This is a genomic window from Paenibacillus sp. AK121, assembly GCF_019042715.1.
GTDB lineage: Bacteria > Bacillota > Bacilli > Paenibacillales > Paenibacillaceae > Paenibacillus > Paenibacillus polymyxa_C.
In genome coordinates, this window is the sequence record NZ_JAHPJM010000009.1 from 35,829 (window position 1) to 53,237 (window position 17,409).

The 17,409-nt window shown below is 42.9% G+C and carries 7 protein-coding genes and 1 pseudogene; 7 read left to right on the forward strand and 1 reads right to left on the reverse strand.

Annotated features, from left to right (window positions below):
* Window positions 1-14: 14 nt before the first annotated feature.
* The 4 genes from KSP24_RS16615 to KSP24_RS16630 all read left to right on the forward strand — a co-directional run bounded on the left by KSP24_RS16615 (window position 15) and on the right by KSP24_RS16630 (window position 12,780).
* On the forward strand, window positions 15-9,374 hold the full coding sequence (locus tag KSP24_RS16615; RefSeq protein ID WP_216975866.1) for a non-ribosomal peptide synthetase: 9,360 nt from the start codon (window positions 15-17) through the stop codon (window positions 9,372-9,374).
* Window positions 9,375-9,540: 166 nt separating this feature from the next.
* Window positions 9,541-10,233, forward strand: coding sequence for a response regulator transcription factor (locus KSP24_RS16620; RefSeq protein WP_040103713.1), 693 nt, complete (start codon window positions 9,541-9,543; stop codon window positions 10,231-10,233).
* Window positions 10,234-10,237: 4 nt separating this feature from the next.
* Complete coding sequence (locus tag KSP24_RS16625) at window positions 10,238-11,290, forward strand: HAMP domain-containing sensor histidine kinase (protein WP_216975868.1); 1,053 nt, start codon at window positions 10,238-10,240, stop codon at window positions 11,288-11,290.
* A 323-nt stretch (window positions 11,291-11,613) separates the two neighbouring features.
* On the forward strand, window positions 11,614-12,780 hold the full coding sequence (locus tag KSP24_RS16630; protein WP_216975869.1) for an alpha/beta hydrolase family protein: 1,167 nt from the start codon (window positions 11,614-11,616) through the stop codon (window positions 12,778-12,780).
* A gap of 185 nt (window positions 12,781-12,965) precedes the next feature.
* On the opposite strand, the pseudogene KSP24_RS16635 reads toward KSP24_RS16630, so the two are convergent.
* Window positions 12,966-13,210: pseudogene (locus KSP24_RS16635) on the reverse strand (TetR/AcrR family transcriptional regulator); the annotation flags it as partial.
* 490 nt (window positions 13,211-13,700) lie between these two features.
* Here KSP24_RS16635 and KSP24_RS16640 point away from each other — a divergent pair.
* The 3 genes from KSP24_RS16640 (at window position 13,701) to KSP24_RS16650 (ending at window position 16,972) form a co-directional block, all read left to right on the forward strand.
* A complete protein-coding gene (locus KSP24_RS16640) occupies window positions 13,701-14,468 on the forward strand; it encodes a DeoR/GlpR family DNA-binding transcription regulator (protein ID WP_367949355.1) in 768 nt (255 codons plus the stop codon).
* A 26-nt stretch (window positions 14,469-14,494) separates the two neighbouring features.
* Entirely contained in the window at window positions 14,495-15,298 is an 804-nt protein-coding gene (locus KSP24_RS16645; RefSeq protein ID WP_049816871.1) for a Cof-type HAD-IIB family hydrolase, read from the forward strand.
* A 930-nt stretch (window positions 15,299-16,228) separates the two neighbouring features.
* Window positions 16,229-16,972 carry a hypothetical protein gene (locus KSP24_RS16650; protein WP_367949347.1) on the forward strand — a complete coding sequence of 248 codons (744 nt, stop codon included), beginning with the start codon at window positions 16,229-16,231 and terminating at the stop codon, window positions 16,970-16,972.
* Window positions 16,973-17,409: the final 437 nt, after the last annotated feature.

Sequence of the window (17,409 nt, forward strand, 5' to 3'; positions counted from 1 at the left end):
GAGGGGGAAATCCGATGAGTAAAAAACTTGAAATCGAAAAAGTGGCTAATTTAACGCCTTTGCAGGAGGGGATGCTCTTTCATACAGTGATGGAGCCAGAATCACAGGCATACTATGAGCAAGTACGAATGACCATCCGGGGGGAACTGAACCTGGAGGCTCTGCAAAAGAGCTTCCAGACTCTGGTGCAGCGTCATGAGGCGCTTCGTTCGAATATTTATCATCAAAGCGCCTCCCGTTCGCGGCTCATCGTGTTTAAGGAGCGAAATGCGGTGCTTCGTTACGAGAATTTGATAAATATTCCCGAGGCAGAGCAAGCTGCAGCCATTCGCAGCTATGCAGACACAGATCAGAACCAGCGTTACGATCTGAGCAAGGATTTACTCATTCGTCTGACGGTGCTTCAAACCAAAACGCACGTATATACGCTACTTTTAAGCTTTCATCATATAATTATGGATGGTTGGTGCCTCGGCATCGTTATGGAAGAGCTGTTCGCGGCTTATGAAGCACTGAAAGCGGGTAAGACTGTACAACTGCCGACACCGCAGCCTTATACGGGCTATGCCCGCTGGCTGGATAAGCAGGATAAGAAGGCAGCGAAGGAGTACTGGCAGTCCATTCTGAACAGCTATGATCAGCCAGCCGTGCTGCCAACCCTGCCTGTAGCACATTCACTCCTGGCAGATACCGGGTACCTGCTACATGAGCATAAAATAACACTCACGGATGAAACAACCCGTCATTTGCGAACGGTGGCAGAACACAACGGCACAACCCTTAGCAGTCTGTTTCTGGCCGCATGGGGAGTGGTGCTTGGAGGATACAACCAAAGTGAAGACGTCGTTTTCGGCACCGTTGTTTCCGGTCGGCCGCCGGAGCTTGCAGGTGTAGAACAGATGTTGGGACTTTTCATAAACACCATACCGGTACGAATCAAATGGGGTGCAGACCAGCCGTTTTCAAGTCTGCTTCGTGAAGTGCAGCGCAACATGGTTCAATCACGGGCATATGACTATTGTTCACTCGCTGAAATACAGGCCCAGTCTGTGCTCAAGCAGCAACTTATGGATCATTTTGTTGTATTTGAAAACTACCCACTGGAGGATATAGTTGGTCGGCCTGATTTGCAGGAACGGCTTGGATTTGTCGTAGAGGACGCCCAGTTATCTGAAGAAACGCCTTACCACTTCAATATCGAAGTAGAAGACGGAAAAGCACTGGGCTTTATGCTGTCCTACAACAGCTATGTCTACAGCGATGAAGCCATGAAACGGTTAGCCGGACATTTGGAGCACGTACTCGTTCAGATTGCACATGCACCTGAACTCCCGCTGGAGGACATTCGCCTGCTGACTGCTAGCGAGAAGGCTGAGCTCACCAATGTATGGAGCGGACCGGTTGCCGCCTATCCTGCTGGGACGTTCCATGGAATATTTGAGGCGCAGGCAGAACGTGTGCCGGAACAGACTGCTGTCATCTACGAAGATACCGCACTGACCTATCTTGAGCTGAATGAGAAGGCCAATCTGCTTGCTCAAGCGCTACAAAGCCGCGGGGTCGAACGCGAGCATCTCGTCGCCGTGATGCTTGAGCGTTCAGCAGATATGATTATCGCTGTGCTAGGCATTATGAAAGCGGGAGCTGCCTACGTACCTGTCGATCCGACCTACCCGAAGGAGAGAATTGCTTACCTGCTGAAGGATAGCAGGGCTACGATTATGCTCACGCAATCTTCCCTGACTGAACTACTGGCAGATGTGGATTTCGCAGGTGAAGTGCTGGATTTGCCAGTATTACTTCAACAAGCTTCACAAGCGGAGCAGGCCTACCAACAGGGGCCCACTTACACACCTATCCATGATCCTGAGGCTTTGGCTTACGTCATTTACACATCGGGAACGACGGGCAACGCCAAAGGCGTGATGATCGAGCATCGCCATTACGTAAATACGGCGTGGGGCTATAGAGAAGCTCACCAGTTAAAAGAATTTCCAGTCAAGCTCCTTCAGATTGCCAGTATGTCGTTCGATGTCTTTGCAGGTGATCTGGCCAAGACATTTGTGAACGGGGGCACCATGGTCATCTGCCCGCAGGATGTGCGCAACGATCCTCCAGCTTTGGCCCAGGTCCTCGAGCAGCATAAAATTACGACGTTTGAAGCTCCGCCAGCCTTGTTGACGCTGCTTATGGACTATGTTTATGTACACGGTACAGATGTCAGTGCCATGAAGCTGCTTACTACAGGCGCGGACAGCTTTGGCGTTGATAATTATCGGACACTTTTGAATCGCTTCGGTGATACGATGCGCATCATGAATACCTATGGTGTAACCGAAGCGGCAATTGATTCCAGCTTTTATGAAGAAACTGCTGAACGTCTGCCTTCATCCGGTATCGTCCCGATTGGAAAGGCACTGCCCAATCATAAAGTATATATCCTGGATGAGGCTTTGCGTCCGCTCCCGATCGGTGTAGCCGGGGAGCTGTGCTTGGGCGGTGCCTCAGTAGCCCGCGGATATTTGCACCGTCCTGACCTGACGGCGGAGAAATTTGTACCGAATCCTTTTGTGAACGGAGAGCGTCTGTACCGCACCGGAGATCTGGCACGCTGGCTGCAGGATGGCAACATTGATTTCATCGGCCGAGTTGACTTTCAGGTGAAAATTCGTGGCTACCGGATCGAACCTGGGGAAATTGAGTCGGCCTTACTCCAATTAGACGAGGTACGCCAAGCGGTAGTTACGGATAGAACGGATAAGACCGGACAAAAGTATTTGTGCGCCTACGTAGCAGGAACAGCCGACAAATCCTTCCTGCGGACAGAGCTGGCCAAGCAGTTGCCGAGCTATATGGTGCCCCAACATATTATCGTGCTGGATCAACTGCCTTTGACCCATAACGGCAAAATTGATCGCCATGCGCTTCCAGAACCCGAAGATTTTGTGTTGACCAATATCGAATATGAAGCGCCGAGGAGCGAATTGGAGCAGACACTCGCTTCCATCTGGGAGGAAGTTCTTGGCGTTAAACCGATTGGCCTGCGCAACAACTTTTTCGAGCTTGGCGGAGATTCTATCAAAGCACTGCAAATTGCAGCCCGGTTGAATGCAAAGGACCTCAAAATGGACATGAAGGATTTGTTCCGTCATCCGCAGATTGATTTGATCGTTCCTTATATTAAGACAATAACACGGATCATCCCGCAAGGAGCAGTCCAAGGTGCAGTGGAGCTGACGCCAATCCAGTGGGAATTTTTTGAGTATCATCAAACCGAACGTCATCATTACAATCAGGTTGTCATGCTCCAGAACACCGAAAGATGGAATGAAACCTGGCTGAGAAGTGCCATGGATAAGCTGACCACGCACCATGATGCCTTGCGAATTACCTTTGATGAGCGAGAAAAAGAACCTGTCGCCTATAACAGAGGCACAGCCGAAGGTGAATGCTTCACATTGGAAAGCTACAACTTATTACATGCTGATCAGCCTGAGGCAGAAATCTTACAATTGGCTGACTCGTTACAACGCGGCTTTGATTTGCGCAACGGCCCGCTTGTGCGCTTGGCTTTATTCCGGCTGCAGGAAGCCGACCATTTATTAATCGTCATTCACCATCTTGTCGTAGACGGTGTATCGTGGAAAATTCTGTTGGAAGACCTGGAAAAAGCCTATAAGCAGGCTGCTAACGGTCGAAAGCTACAACTGCCTGCCAAAACTGATTCCTATAAGGAATGGGCAGCACGTTTATCCAAGTACGCGCAAAGCGCGCAGGTGCGTCAGGAAATAAACTATTGGAATGAAGTAGAAGCCCGTGAGATACGTCCTCTGCCAAAAGATCATGAGGTTTCGGTTAGCCTCATCCGTGACGCACACCAATCAGAAGTGACACTCAGCCGGGAAGAAACTGAAAACCTGTTGAAACACGCGCACCATGCCTACAATACAGAAATAAATGATATTTTACTGACGGCGCTAGGATTAGCTTTTTATGAATGGAGCGGACATGCTGAAATTGCAGTCCAGGTGGCTAGTCATAACAGGACGGATTGTATTAAAGACATTGACGTATCCCGTACAGTTGGCCGGTTTACGTCCGTGTATCCGTTTGTGATACATGTGAGCAAGCCCGAAGATCTGGCCTATCAAATCAAGCTGGTTAAAGACAATTTGCGGCGTGTACCCAACCAGGGTGCTGGCTATGGTATTTTACGCTATTTGACCAACAGGGAGCAGCAGGATAAAACAACCCTTTTTTCTGCCAAGCCACCTGAGATTAGCTTTAGCTTTGACGAAGAAGCCAGAGAAGGTACAACATGGCGTACCTCGGCACTATCCATGTTTGCCGGTTCTGCAATCAGCCCTCTGACTGAAAAAGCACCCGGCTTTGGTATTCATGGTGTGGTGGCTAAGGAGAGACTCAGCATTGTATTCGAATATAACGCGCATGAATATGAAGAATCGACGGTGACGCAACTTACAGCCAGCTTTAAGAATCATCTGATCGAACTTATTCGCCATTGCTGTGCTAAGGAAACAGCAGAACAAAGCCCGACGGATTTTACATATGGGCAATTGTCTTTGGACCAGTTTGAAAATATTGCAAACCGTTTGACAGATAAGCTGTTAAACCACCAAGTGAAAATTAAAGACCTCTATCCGCTTTCCCCGATGCAGGAGGGAATGCTATTTCATGCCATAGCTGATGAAAAGTCAGAGGCTTATTTCGAACAAACGATTATTACCATTCATGAAGCTATGGATACCGACCTAATCAGCCGAAGCCTACAAAGGCTGATTGACCGCTATGATATTTTCCGTACGGTATTCGTGTATAAGGAGACGGATCGTCCGCTTCAGGTTGTACTGGAGGAACGATCAGCTACTCCTGTGCATACCGAAGATGTGCGCGGTCTACCAGAGGCGGAAAAGCAGAGACGACTTCAAGCCATTTTACAGGAAGAGCGGCAGAGAGGTTTTGACCTGGAGAAGGAAGTTCTTATCCGGTTAGCGCTTGTGCAGTGGGATGAGGATATCTCGAAGCTTATCTGGATTTCTCATCATATAATTATGGACGGCTGGTGCCTGCGAACGGTAGCCAAAGATTTTTTTGAAATTTACACATCACTTCGGGACGATACGCCTTTAACATTAGAGCCCGTCTATCCATTCAGCAGCTTTATTCAGTGGTTGAAAAGACAAAATAAAGAGGAAGCAGTAGCATACTGGAACCATTATGTGGATGATTTTGAAAATGAAACCGTCGTGCCCGGCTATACCCGCTCCGTTGATTCTTCGTTTCAGGCAGAGCAGCTCATATGCACATGGGGAGAGCAGCTGACCCAAGGCATGGAACAAATCGCGAAGCAAAACCGTGTCACCGTCAGCACCTTATTTCAAACCGTATGGGGCTTGTTACTACAAGCGTACAACAATAGTAATGATGTCATTTTCGGGTCCGTTGTGTCGGGCAGACCTGATGAAATCCCTGGGATTGAAAATATGATCGGATTATTCATTAATACCATACCTGTACGTATTAAAAGCTCCGCAGAACTTCGGTTTTCCGACTTGCTTACGTCTATACAGGATTCCTTGATGGAGTCCAATCGGTATTCCTATTTTTCCTTGGCTGATATTCAAGCCCATAGTGTACTAAAACAAAACCTGATCCAGCATATTGTTGCCTTTGAGAATTTCCCCGTTTCGGAAGAACTTGTGGACACGGAAGTAAAATCCAAATCTCTCCGTGTTGGTAAAGTTGAGGATATTGAACAGACCAACTATGATTTAAATGTAATCGTCATGCCTGGGCGCGAGCTGGAAATCAAATTTAGTTATAATGCATTGACGTATAACAAAAATGCGATCAAACAATTGGCTGCCCACCTCATCCAAATCATGGAGCAAGTGATTCAGAACCCAAATATCCGGGTTTCGGAGATTGATCTTTTAACGGCAGAGGAAAAACAACAGATTTTGTTTGAATTTAACGATACACGAAGACCGTACCCATCGGATCACACTATACATCGCGCCTTTAAAGAACAAGCAGAGAAAACACCGGAAGCAGTAGCGGTTGTATTTGAAGATCGTGAGCTAACCTACCGCGAATTAAATATAAAAGCTAATCAACTGGCCTCGAAACTGCGGAAACTGGGCGTTGTGTCAGAAACCATCGTAGGCATCTTGACTGAACGTTCACCAGAAATGATTATCGGTATTCTTGGTATTTTGAAGGCGGGTGGAGCCTACTTGCCGCTGGAGCCTTCTTATCCGCAGGAACGGATTATGTTCATGCTTCAGGATAGCGGCAGCGAAATTTTGCTAACCCTGTCCGGCAAGGGAAAACAGATGAACACTTTCAATTTCTCCGGTATGGTTCTGGATCTGGCAGACATCAACTCCTACGATTCAGACGACTTCATTCTTTCTGAATCGATGACGGCAGACGACCTGGCGTATGTCATGTATACATCCGGTTCAACCGGGCGTCCCAAGGGTGTCATGATTGAACACCGGAATGTCATACGGCTAGTGAAGAACACCAATTACATGCCGTTTGCCGAGAACGAACGCATTTTGCTAACAGGGGCGCTCGTGTTCGATGCCTGTACCTTTGAAATTTGGGGAGCTTTGCTGAACGGATTGCGCTTGTACATTGTACCGGAATCCGTAATCTTGGATGCTGTTCAGCTTGGTGAAGCGCTGGATCGATATCATATTACAACGATGTGGCTGACATCGCCCTTGTTTAACCAACTCACTCAGCATAAACCAGATCTCTTTGCTTCGCTAAAGCACCTGCTGGTGGGCGGGGATGTACTTTTACCTGGGATCATTAATACGGTGAGAGCATATTCTCCGGGGCTGAACATTATCAATGTCTATGGCCCCACGGAAAACACAACATTTTCTACTTATTTCCCGATTGATAAGGAATATAACCGCATTCCTATTGGTCGTCCAATTGGCAATTCAACCGTTTATATTTTGGACTCTTCAAGCAGGCTGCTTCCTATTGGTGCTCAAGGAGAAATATGTGTTGGCGGGGATGGTCTGGCACGTGGCTATCTGAACAGGGATGATCTGACCCAGCTAAATTTTGTCCCTAATCCATTCATTCCGGGCGAAAAAATGTATCGGACAGGTGATTTGGGCAGATGGCTACCGGATGGCAATCTGGAGTATCTCGGACGTATAGACCAGCAGGTTAAAATCCGCGGATTTCGTATTGAACCTGGGGAAATTGAAACCCAGCTCATGAGGCATGATGCAGTTCAGGAGGCGCACGTAGCGGTAAAAAGCACAAACGATGGTCAAAAAACGCTCTGTGCTTATATCTCAACCGACGTACCGCTATCTAAGAGTGATATGAAGACCCATTTGACTGGCCAGTTGCCGGATTATATGATTCCTGCCCAGTATGTGTTCCTGCAGGCGTTTCCTCTGACAACGAACGGTAAAATCGACCGCCAAGCATTGCCTGAACCAGAAATGGCCAGCGGTACCGATATGGAATATGTTGCTCCGACTAATGAAGTGGAACAACAGTTGGCGAACCTGTGGCAAGCAGTGCTTGGCGTTGAAAAGGTCGGCATTGACGACGGCTTTTTCGAGCTTGGAGGTCATTCATTGAAGGCCATTCAACTGGTATCCAAAATGCAGGAATCGAACATTCCATTGGATATACATCAATTGCTGCGATATCAAACGATCAGAAACCTGGCCAAGCTGTTACAACGTGGTGAAGAGGGCGGAGAGAACAGGGATACGCTTATTGCGAAAACTCAGGAGGTTGAGCAGGCAATTGCCGATGCGTTTGGTGTACAGGCATGGCTTCATTTCGTATCCGCCGATAAGCAAGACTATTTGTTCCTGCAAGTTAAGCCTTTTCACACAGAACAAGTTCAGGCAATCACAGCGTTTATCCAATCTCGTATCCATCCAGACCTTCATCCCCATTATATCGTTCGCTGGGGAATCGACGAACCAGATAGAATTCTTGGGACTCTACCAACTAACGAAGAACAAGAAACCTTACTTAAACTACAGGCCGATGAATGGCTTGCTAGCATTGCCGAGTCAAATATAAGCTGGAATACCAATATATTAAGTCTAAATGCTATTGGGTGCTATCCGCTTGCACCAGCTCAGCAGTATCATTTGCAGCATTTTACAGGCTCGGGCATGGCAATACAGTTAGATAGCTACTTGGACACCGAGCGTTTGACCGCAACAGTTCAGCGGCTTCTTCACCGCCATGAATTGCTAAGAAGTGTGCTTGTTCAATCGTCCGGAGCATGGGAATGGGAACTGCATCCAGCTCCAGAGCATCTTTCTTTACCGATTGTTGATCTCTCGGATCAGCCGGTACAAGCACAACGTAGGCTACTTTTATCTATCGCTTCCAGCCTGTTTTTAGAACCTTATGAACTTACACAATCGTTGCAGTACCGGATTGTCCTGGTTCGCTTAAATTTGCGTGAACATCTGTTGTTATTTCCTTGCTCGCACATCATCTTTGATGCTACGAGCAGCGACATCTTACGCAGACAGCTTCTTGATGAATATCATCACCCGCAACAGGAATATACGATAGAAGAGGTGCAGTACCGGGATTATGTGAACCATATCCGTCAAGGCCCTCAAGGAATCAGAGATCAGGAAATCAGCGAGCAATTCGAACTTCAGAGGTTTGGTGAGAATAATGAACGTATCCACGCGCTGACCGAAGAACGCAACTATGCTGACACTACTAGATATCGCTGGACGCTGAATTTAGACGGAATTTCAGAGCAGCACGGCCCTGCGATGATGTGGGAGATTTCGCTTCAAATGGCTGTACGTTTTTTCAGCAGCTATTTCGAAGGCTCTGATGTTCCGCTTTGGCTTACTAATTATGGAAGACAATATGGCGACCGGAATTATTTTGGAATCGTAGGCGAGTGTATTGATCATATCCCCGTTGTACTGCAGGAAGATGACATGGAACCCTATGAAAAGAGCATCCATACCCATCTGGACTTTGCTTCACGCTATCATTTGAACTTTTTCAACCTGATCTTCAATGCGGAAATGGAGGAAGCTTACCCGGTATCCAGTAGCTTTTTGAAAAAGGGACTTGGGCAGCTGCCCATCGTATTCAACTATTTAGGTGAGGGACGCGATGATGCAGAATTGCTCGACAATCTATATACCGAAAGCACACAGACTAATGTCAACAAGGTTATTTTCTTCGAGTCAGAGCATGTAGGGGATATTCTGAAAATTTCACTTACCATTCCATATAAAGAAAACCGGCAGTATATCCATCAAATCTTCCAGACTGCTAGTGACAGGCTTTTGAATGCTTTGACTATTTTGCAGTAGAAGATGAAGATGTGAATCTATTGTTTAAGGATAGCCGTTTTATCCGTTTCTCATACAGGGCGGGATGGCCAATCTGATCGCTATTCTTGTTATTGTATTCATTGCATCATGCTGCCGCAACTGGTAGACTCGCAAAAGTATATTAAAGCAGCTCGGAGGTGCAAAAGTGCAAAAAAAGATATTAGTTGTAGATGATGATAAAGATATAGTAAAACTCATAACAAAGAGTTTAAGTTATGAGGGATTTGAAACGATTCCAGCATATTCTGGGAAAGAAGCCTTATGTGCATTGAAAGAAAATCACATTGATTTCATCATTCTTGATATAATGATGCCTGGTATGAATGGTCTTGATGTCTGCCGAAGCATCAGAAATTCTTATAATGCTCCAATTCTGTTTTTAAGCGCTCGGGATAAGGATATTGATAAAATCGTTGGGCTCGAAATAGGGGCAGATGATTATATGACAAAGCCCTTTAGCATTCAGGAGCTTACTTCCAGGATAAGGGCCAACTTCAGAAAAGTTGACAGACTGCTTAAAGAGTGGAATGAATTTAGTCCCAATAGAGAAAGGACTGATTCTCCTCTCATCTTGAATGATAAGACCTTTGAAGCATTTCTAAATAACAGAAAGCTTAACTTATCAACAAAGGAATTTCAAATATTGTCCATGCTCATGCATAACCCCAATAATGTATTGACTCGTGAGCGGATATATGAATATGTCTGGGGAGACGAATACGGAGAATTAAATACCGTAACGGTTCATATAAAAAATATCCGTAAGAAACTTGGTCCTGAATATGATTTTATTAAAACAATTTGGGGCATCGGATATAAGTACAAGGAAAGAGAGTAATGGTATGAAACTGAAAATAAAGCTGCCTTTACTGTTCCTGGTGATGTTTATAGTTTTTATGGTTTCAATTGGAATCTATTTAAAGTTTATCTTTGCAGCATATTCACCTATATCCAGTTCGTTACTGAATCCCTCATATATAGGATTACTCTTTCCTATATTTGCTATTGCCTGTTTCATCTTTATTATTTTGATTATGTATATTTATTTTTTTATAGAAAAACCAATCGGACTGCTTAATACCAGATTGGAAAGAATAAATATTGTGCATCCATTGCCTCCACTTGCATTAAGAAGTAATGATGAAATTGGAGACCTTTATAATCACTTTAATAAGATGGAAAAGAGGCTCCAACTAGCACACAAAGAGCAAACGGATATCATTGCTGCCATTGCTCACGATCTAAAAGCACCATTAACATCTATTAATGGTTTTGCTGAACTGTTAGGTATGCAAAAGGGTCTATCAGAAAATGAAAAGCAGGAATATTATGAGTTGATACAAAAAAAGTCAAAATATATGGCTGAACTCATCAATGACTTTGTAAGCTTCACCAAAGAGAAACAGGATTTAGAATCCATGACTGTGAAACCCGTCGATGCATCAAAATTATTTGAAAACATTGCCCTAGAATATGAATATGAGCTATCAGGACTTGACTGTGAGCTTGTTTACAAACATTTATTCACGGGAAATGTAATGCTTATGGTCAATGAAATTATGATAGGTCGGGTCTTTGGTAATCTCTTCAGTAATGTTGTAAGATATGGAGGAAAAAATGAGTTGAAAGTGTATATGACTGGATACTCACAAGGTTCTTATGCCTATTTTGAAATTGAGGATAATGGGACTGGAGTGCCGGATAAGGATATCTCTTCACTATTTCTTAAATTTTTCACTGTGGATAAATCTCGGCAAATTGAAAATGGCGGGATAGGGCTTGGACTTGCAAGCTGTAAATCAATTATTGAACATCATGGTGGAGAAATCTATGCATATTCTTCTGAGTATGGCGGTCTGGGCATAAAGTTCAGCCTTCCACTTGCAAAACATTAATTTTATTTTTTTACAATAATTTAGAGGCCGCTGCTGGTTGAAGTACAGAACATAGGCAGTGGTCTTTTTGCTATTTAGTACTTTATGATTTTTTATATTCTCTTTATAAAGATTTATTTTCCTTTTAGAGAAGCTTTATTTTTATATCTTAAAATTTACTTGTAGCTTAAACGCTACAAGTAAATTGATAGGAGGAAATGATATGGTAGAAAATCAAGTTTGCGGCACCGACATAGATAGGTGCTCATTTCGAAACATACACCCTTGTGCTTAATCAGAGAAGGACGGGAGTAATCAATAGGCTAGAAAAGGAGGATACTGCAATGTCAATTGAATTCAGCCGTTGGCCAAACAACTATATGATGTCATATCAAGTAACTAAAGCTCTAGGCATGGCAAGTCTTGGTGCTACTGATGTCACCGAAATTTATGAAGCATGCAAAAAAATAGATCCCAATGATAAGGAAACATGGCATAGGGAATGGCTCATAACAGCAGAGGCCTTGGAAAGGCATGGCAAGGAGGCAGAAGCTTTTGGAAACTGGTATACAGCACGTAACTGCTACATTCGTGCTTGTAATTACCACCGAATCGCTGAATATGCTGTGATGGATAATGACACCGAGAAAATCCGTATATTTAGGAAGGTAAATGAACTCTTCGAAGCTGCCGGAAAGTACTTCGATGTCAAACCAGAGAAAATCCAAGTAGATTATGAGGATGTCAAGTTGGATGGGTACTTTTTCTCACCTTCTTGGATAAAAGGTCCGAAGCCCACAATTTTGGCTCTCAATGGTGGTGATGAGTGGTCAATTGAGAACTATTTCTGGTTAGGGCCTGCCTTTATTTCGTGTGGATATAACTTTATGGTCTATGACCAGCCTGGGACCGGTCTCTCAATGTACGAAAAGGGAAAGGGCAGACGAGCTGACAGCGAGGCTTTTCATTCAAGAGCAATCGACTTTCTTCTGACTAGACCGGAAGTGGATCCTAGCAAGATTATTGTCCATGGTGAGAGCTTTGCGGCATACGACTCCCTTAGATTTGGTTCCTTCGACCACAGGATTGCTGCCGTCATCTCTGACGGAGGCACCCACGCATTCGACTGGGAAGCAATGCTAAAATGGATGCCGCCGAGTTTGGCTGCTCACGGCATGAGAATCCTGGGTGCAAAAAGCTTGGATGACTTTGCGGAAAATCCTCGTTTTGCCTACAATCTCGAGGGCGTGCTTCACCAGATAGAATGCCCGCTTCTTGTGATGCACGGTGCGGAAGAGATATTAGTTCAGCCCAATCCACTAACGCAAGCTCTTAAAAATTACGAGCAGGCTGGTTCGAAAAACAAGACGTTCTTCGCCATAGAGGATAGAAGACTTGGCGGATTAGAACACTGCCAGGTAGACAACATCAACGTGCTGCATGAGGTAGTACTGAATTGGCTTTGTTCCATTGGTCTTGGCCCTTCTGCACCTAGACCAAGTGATTGCTAGGACATTTTTAAGTTAATTAGAAGGTGGATCTTATGAAACTTACATTAGTTACAGGTGGAAATGTGTTTGTTAGAAAGCATGTAGCGAGATATTTATAATTTAAGGATCATGAAGTTTAATATAAGGGGGCTCGCTAACATTTTAACCGTTCTATACGCTTATCATTAGCGGACATGGATTTTTGGCTGCAAATATGGAACAAGAGCATCAGCCCATTCCATCTGACATGCCCAGGTATCTATTTCTTTTAATTCATTAATGTGTGTCTCATGATTTGATTCAATAAATCATATTTGTCCTCATAATGAAGATAAATCGTACCACGGTTTACGTTTGCTTGGTCTGCAATGTCTTGAATGGTAATGTTATCGAAGTTTTTTACAGCCGTTAGCTCTATAATAACAAGAAAGCAGCCGACCAATGTGATCAGCTGCTTTCTTTGTTTTGTTGCCCATGACGCCGAACCATATAGAACGTCGAGACACCTAATATATTTGGGCGATCATCGCACTAACGGGTAACATACGTGCCAATAGAGGAAGAGCTCAACTCGGGCAGGGAGCCGTTATTATTTTGGAAGCAACCGGCCATTACCATCGAGGATTAGTTTCCTAATTTTAATACGCGAGGAGTGCAAGCATTTTATAATCAATCCACTTAAAACTAAACGTGCGAGAAACACGCAACTGCGAAAAGTAAAAACCGACACTGCAGATGTCAAAAGATTGAATTTATCAATAAATAGGCAAAATGAATAAAGTCCCTGGACTCTTAATGCGATGTGAATGCGGATCGGGGACTTATCATGTGAAATACCCAATATAAGCGGTTTGCTTAATTTTCGAAAAAAACACTTAGAAACACTTAACAAAAAGCGTTAAATTGCTTATGATGAATATAGGGAAAGGGGGAGGGATTATATTCACCAAGAGGAACGACTTTTAAAAATTTTAGAGTATCTCCAAAGCCGTAACCAATTATCAAATTCGGAAATTTGCGATTTATTGAACATCTCGAGAGATACGGCAAGAAGGGATATTATTAAGCTTGTTCATGAAGGGGGGGTTATCAGAACCCATGGAGGTATTGCCTTACCCTTATTAAAAGAAGAAATAAGAGCCTACAAGGAACGTGTAACCTCAGCAACAAAGCAAAAGATGCTTATTGCAAAAGCAGCTTCTGAGCATATCGCTGACGGAGATGTATGCTTCATGGATGTATCGACTACCATTCAACTGCTCTGTGGGCAATTGGACAAGAATCTGACGGTTTACACACACTCGTTGGATAATGCAGAAGCTTTATCAGCAAAAAGTGAAATTAACATAAATTTGCTCGGGGGCAAATTTAATCATGAAAACCGTTTTTTTTATGACTACGACACGGCTATGCAGTTGAACGATGTTTTTTTTGACAAAGCTTTTTTAGGAGCTGCCGCCATTATGGAAGACGGAGTGTATTTTGCGAACCGTGATGATGCTTTAGTTAAAAAGCTGGTATCGAGGCGTGCCAGAGAAGTATTTTTACTTGCCGATTTCAAAAAATTTAATTTAACAAGCCCGTTTAAAGGTCTGAGTTTTTCCGAAATTGATATTCTAATTACAAATCAGGATGCCCCGAAGCATTCATTGCTGATGTTGCAGGATAGCGGAGTACAAGTTATCAAGGTGCTTGAGGAAGAAAAGTGATAAAAAATCGCAAGGGAGCATGGGCCATGATACAAGCAATCTTTAGCGATATTGACGGGACGTTGTTAAATTCAAAACATCAAATTACATTCGACACCAAAAATACAATCCAAAAGGTTGTGGGAGGAAATATCCCTTTTGTACTCGTTTCAGCGAGAATGCCAAGCAGCATTTTTCCTCTTCAGCAAGAGCTCAATATTAATGCTCCCGTCATTTGTTATAGCGGTGGTCTAATATTGGGCTGTAATAGGGAAATCCTCCATAGCATCTGTTTATCGAAAAAGAGCATTAAACAAATATACGATATTGTATCGGATCATTATCCTTCTATTAGTTTTAACTTATATGGCTATGACCAGTGGATCGTTGATAACACTCAAAATCCTTGGGTAATTCAGGAAGCGGGAATTATTAATGGCTCTCCCATACAGAGGGTGCTTTCCTCATATATAGAAGAAGATCATGATACTCACAAAATTTTATGCATGGGACCTCCCGAAGACGTTGAGCGGCTTGTACAACAAATCAAAAATGAAGTTACTGGTATCAGTGTCTATAAATCCAAGGGAACCTATCTGGAAATTATGGATGAGATGGTGTCCAAATCGTATGCCATTCAGGAACTCGAGGGGATATTTAATATTACTTATCGTGAATCGATGGCCATTGGAGACAACTATAATGACATGGATATGATTTTGTACGCAGGCCTAGGAATTGCAATGGGGAATGCGCCAGAGGAAGTTAAGAAAATTGCCGACTGGGTCACATCGAGTAATGATGAAGACGGTTTGAAAATAGGCTTGGAGAAATACATTTTGTCCGTTTGAAATGATCCAGTGACATTGGATATCCAAACACCAAAAAACTGTAGGCATTAGAAATAGAACAGAGGGGGACACATAACCCTGAGGATACTGAGTTTGTATCTTCTCGGTCTGCGAGTGACGAGAACGGTAGAAAAAGAAAATCAGAGTGAGACGACAAAAAGAGATCAACGTGTTCCGACCGTTGATCTCTTTTTGTTGTGCTCAATCAGCACGACAGATTACAAAAGAGATGAGGAAAGTTAGGTTGGGAGTTTGGTCGTCTGGATTTGTAGTGAAGAGCTTATTTACCTGTAATGCAGAAGAGCAGAAAGGCACGTTCTTATTATGGGCATCAAAAGTCAAGTTTAAATGAATATATAAGTATACTAAATATCACATTCACATAGGAAATCATACGAAAAGGTCCCTAAATATCCATTTTTCATCAGCAAGATCAGAAAATAATTTGGCAAAGTTCATTTACTTCTAGATGGAGGTGAGTTGCATTTTGTATTAGGTGTGTTTTTAAATAATGTTCTCCAGCTAATTGACAATTTATCATTTGTCGGGTGACAGAACATTGTTACATTCCCGATAGGATTCCATCGACGGCGACAGAGGCCCTTTTATTAAACTAAAGGGCAGGATAGTCAATTTTTTCACGAATACTTTACATTTGAAAGAAATTTGCGAAATTCGTAGATAAGAGGTTATGAGAAAGTGATGTAAGCTTTTGGGTGCTAGGTGAACAAGGAGTGCCTGCTTGCCTTATGACGGATTTTCTTATAATGGACTGATTAAAACCCATGAAAACGTGGGTTCTTTTTTATGCAACATTAACGTTATCTTTGTGTGATCAAACATAGGGCTTTAGCAGTTAGACACCATTCATAGATATAGTGAATAAGTGGATAGTGTATAATGAAGAAAATAGGAACGGAGGACAAATCGGTGAAGATACAACTATTGGTACTAATCATTTCTATTGGTGGAGTAGTATTAGCGACATTCATTTCTGTGTTTGCTGTGCTTCGATTGAAAAAGAGTCATCAAACGGCGAGTGACGAACAGAAGAATAGTAGAAAAGTAAACTTAGCCATACCGTCTAAAACATTTGAAGTTGAACTCCATCAATCACTCTTTCAGGACTGGGGAAGTGGTGTGAAGGAATCATCGTTTCAAGACGATAAATCTAGTGTTTATCTAGAAGTTTATAATCATGGAAATATCCCAGCAGAAAATGTCATGGTTGAGATTGCGGTTGATTTTGATGAATTAAATGATTTTATGAAAGATCATACAGCTTTCAATGATGAAGATAATCATTCATTTTATCTTTCTGAGGAAGAAGAAAAAGTCGTTATTTCATTTAACAAAGTAGAAAATATTAAACATGAAATCAGTTTTCATCTTGAGGAATTGGAAACGATTCATCCTGTTGGCGCAGAAAAACACGGTATAAAAATACATCTTCCTAGATGGTACATATACTTATTGAACATAAAGGCCTTTAATGAAAACTTGGATTTATTCAGTTTGAATATCATATTGGTGTACAAAGATCCGAATAATGAAAGTAAATTATGTACAGAAGAGTTTTTGATTGAACCTGAGATACATATGGCGAAGAGGGAAGAAGAGCATTCTAATAATAAGGTGAAGTATAGAATTAAGGGTGAGTTAATAATAGAATAACTGTTTAGCACGGTTTATACGGCTTCCAGTAGGTAGTCGTTCTTTTTTTTTGTTTCAAAAGATACTTAACAATATCCTGGCAGCCAGCTACAAGGCAATTAAAATGAACAAATGGACTTCAAGGATCAATGTGAAATCGGTGAACCTATTTAGGTAACTTTGCGTCATTAATGTAGGAACATTTTTGTCATTGGATAAAAATGGAGAGAATATGGACTAAGGATTGTAGTGACACAAATCTTCCCTAAGTCTAGCCTCAGGGATAAATACAGTGAGATTGATGAATTTTACCTGATTTATATCATGAAGAATCCACGTTGCTATGCGGGTTTTCTAAGACATCTTCACAAAACCCGTATTTCTTTTAGTTTGATTAAATTATTATTTAGTCTTTATTTAATAAGGATTTTATATATTTGATTGTAAGTATAGGTTTA

Coding starts and splice junctions, on each gene's coding strand:
- KSP24_RS16645 (WP_049816871.1), top strand. CDS start 14,495: ATGATACAAGCAATCTTTAGCGATATTGACGGGACGTTGTTAAATTCA.
- KSP24_RS16615 (WP_216975866.1), top strand. CDS start 15: ATGAGTAAAAAACTTGAAATCGAAAAAGTGGCTAATTTAACGCCTTTG.
- KSP24_RS16625 (WP_216975868.1), top strand. CDS start 10,238: ATGAAACTGAAAATAAAGCTGCCTTTACTGTTCCTGGTGATGTTTATA.
- KSP24_RS16630 (WP_216975869.1), top strand. CDS start 11,614: ATGTCAATTGAATTCAGCCGTTGGCCAAACAACTATATGATGTCATAT.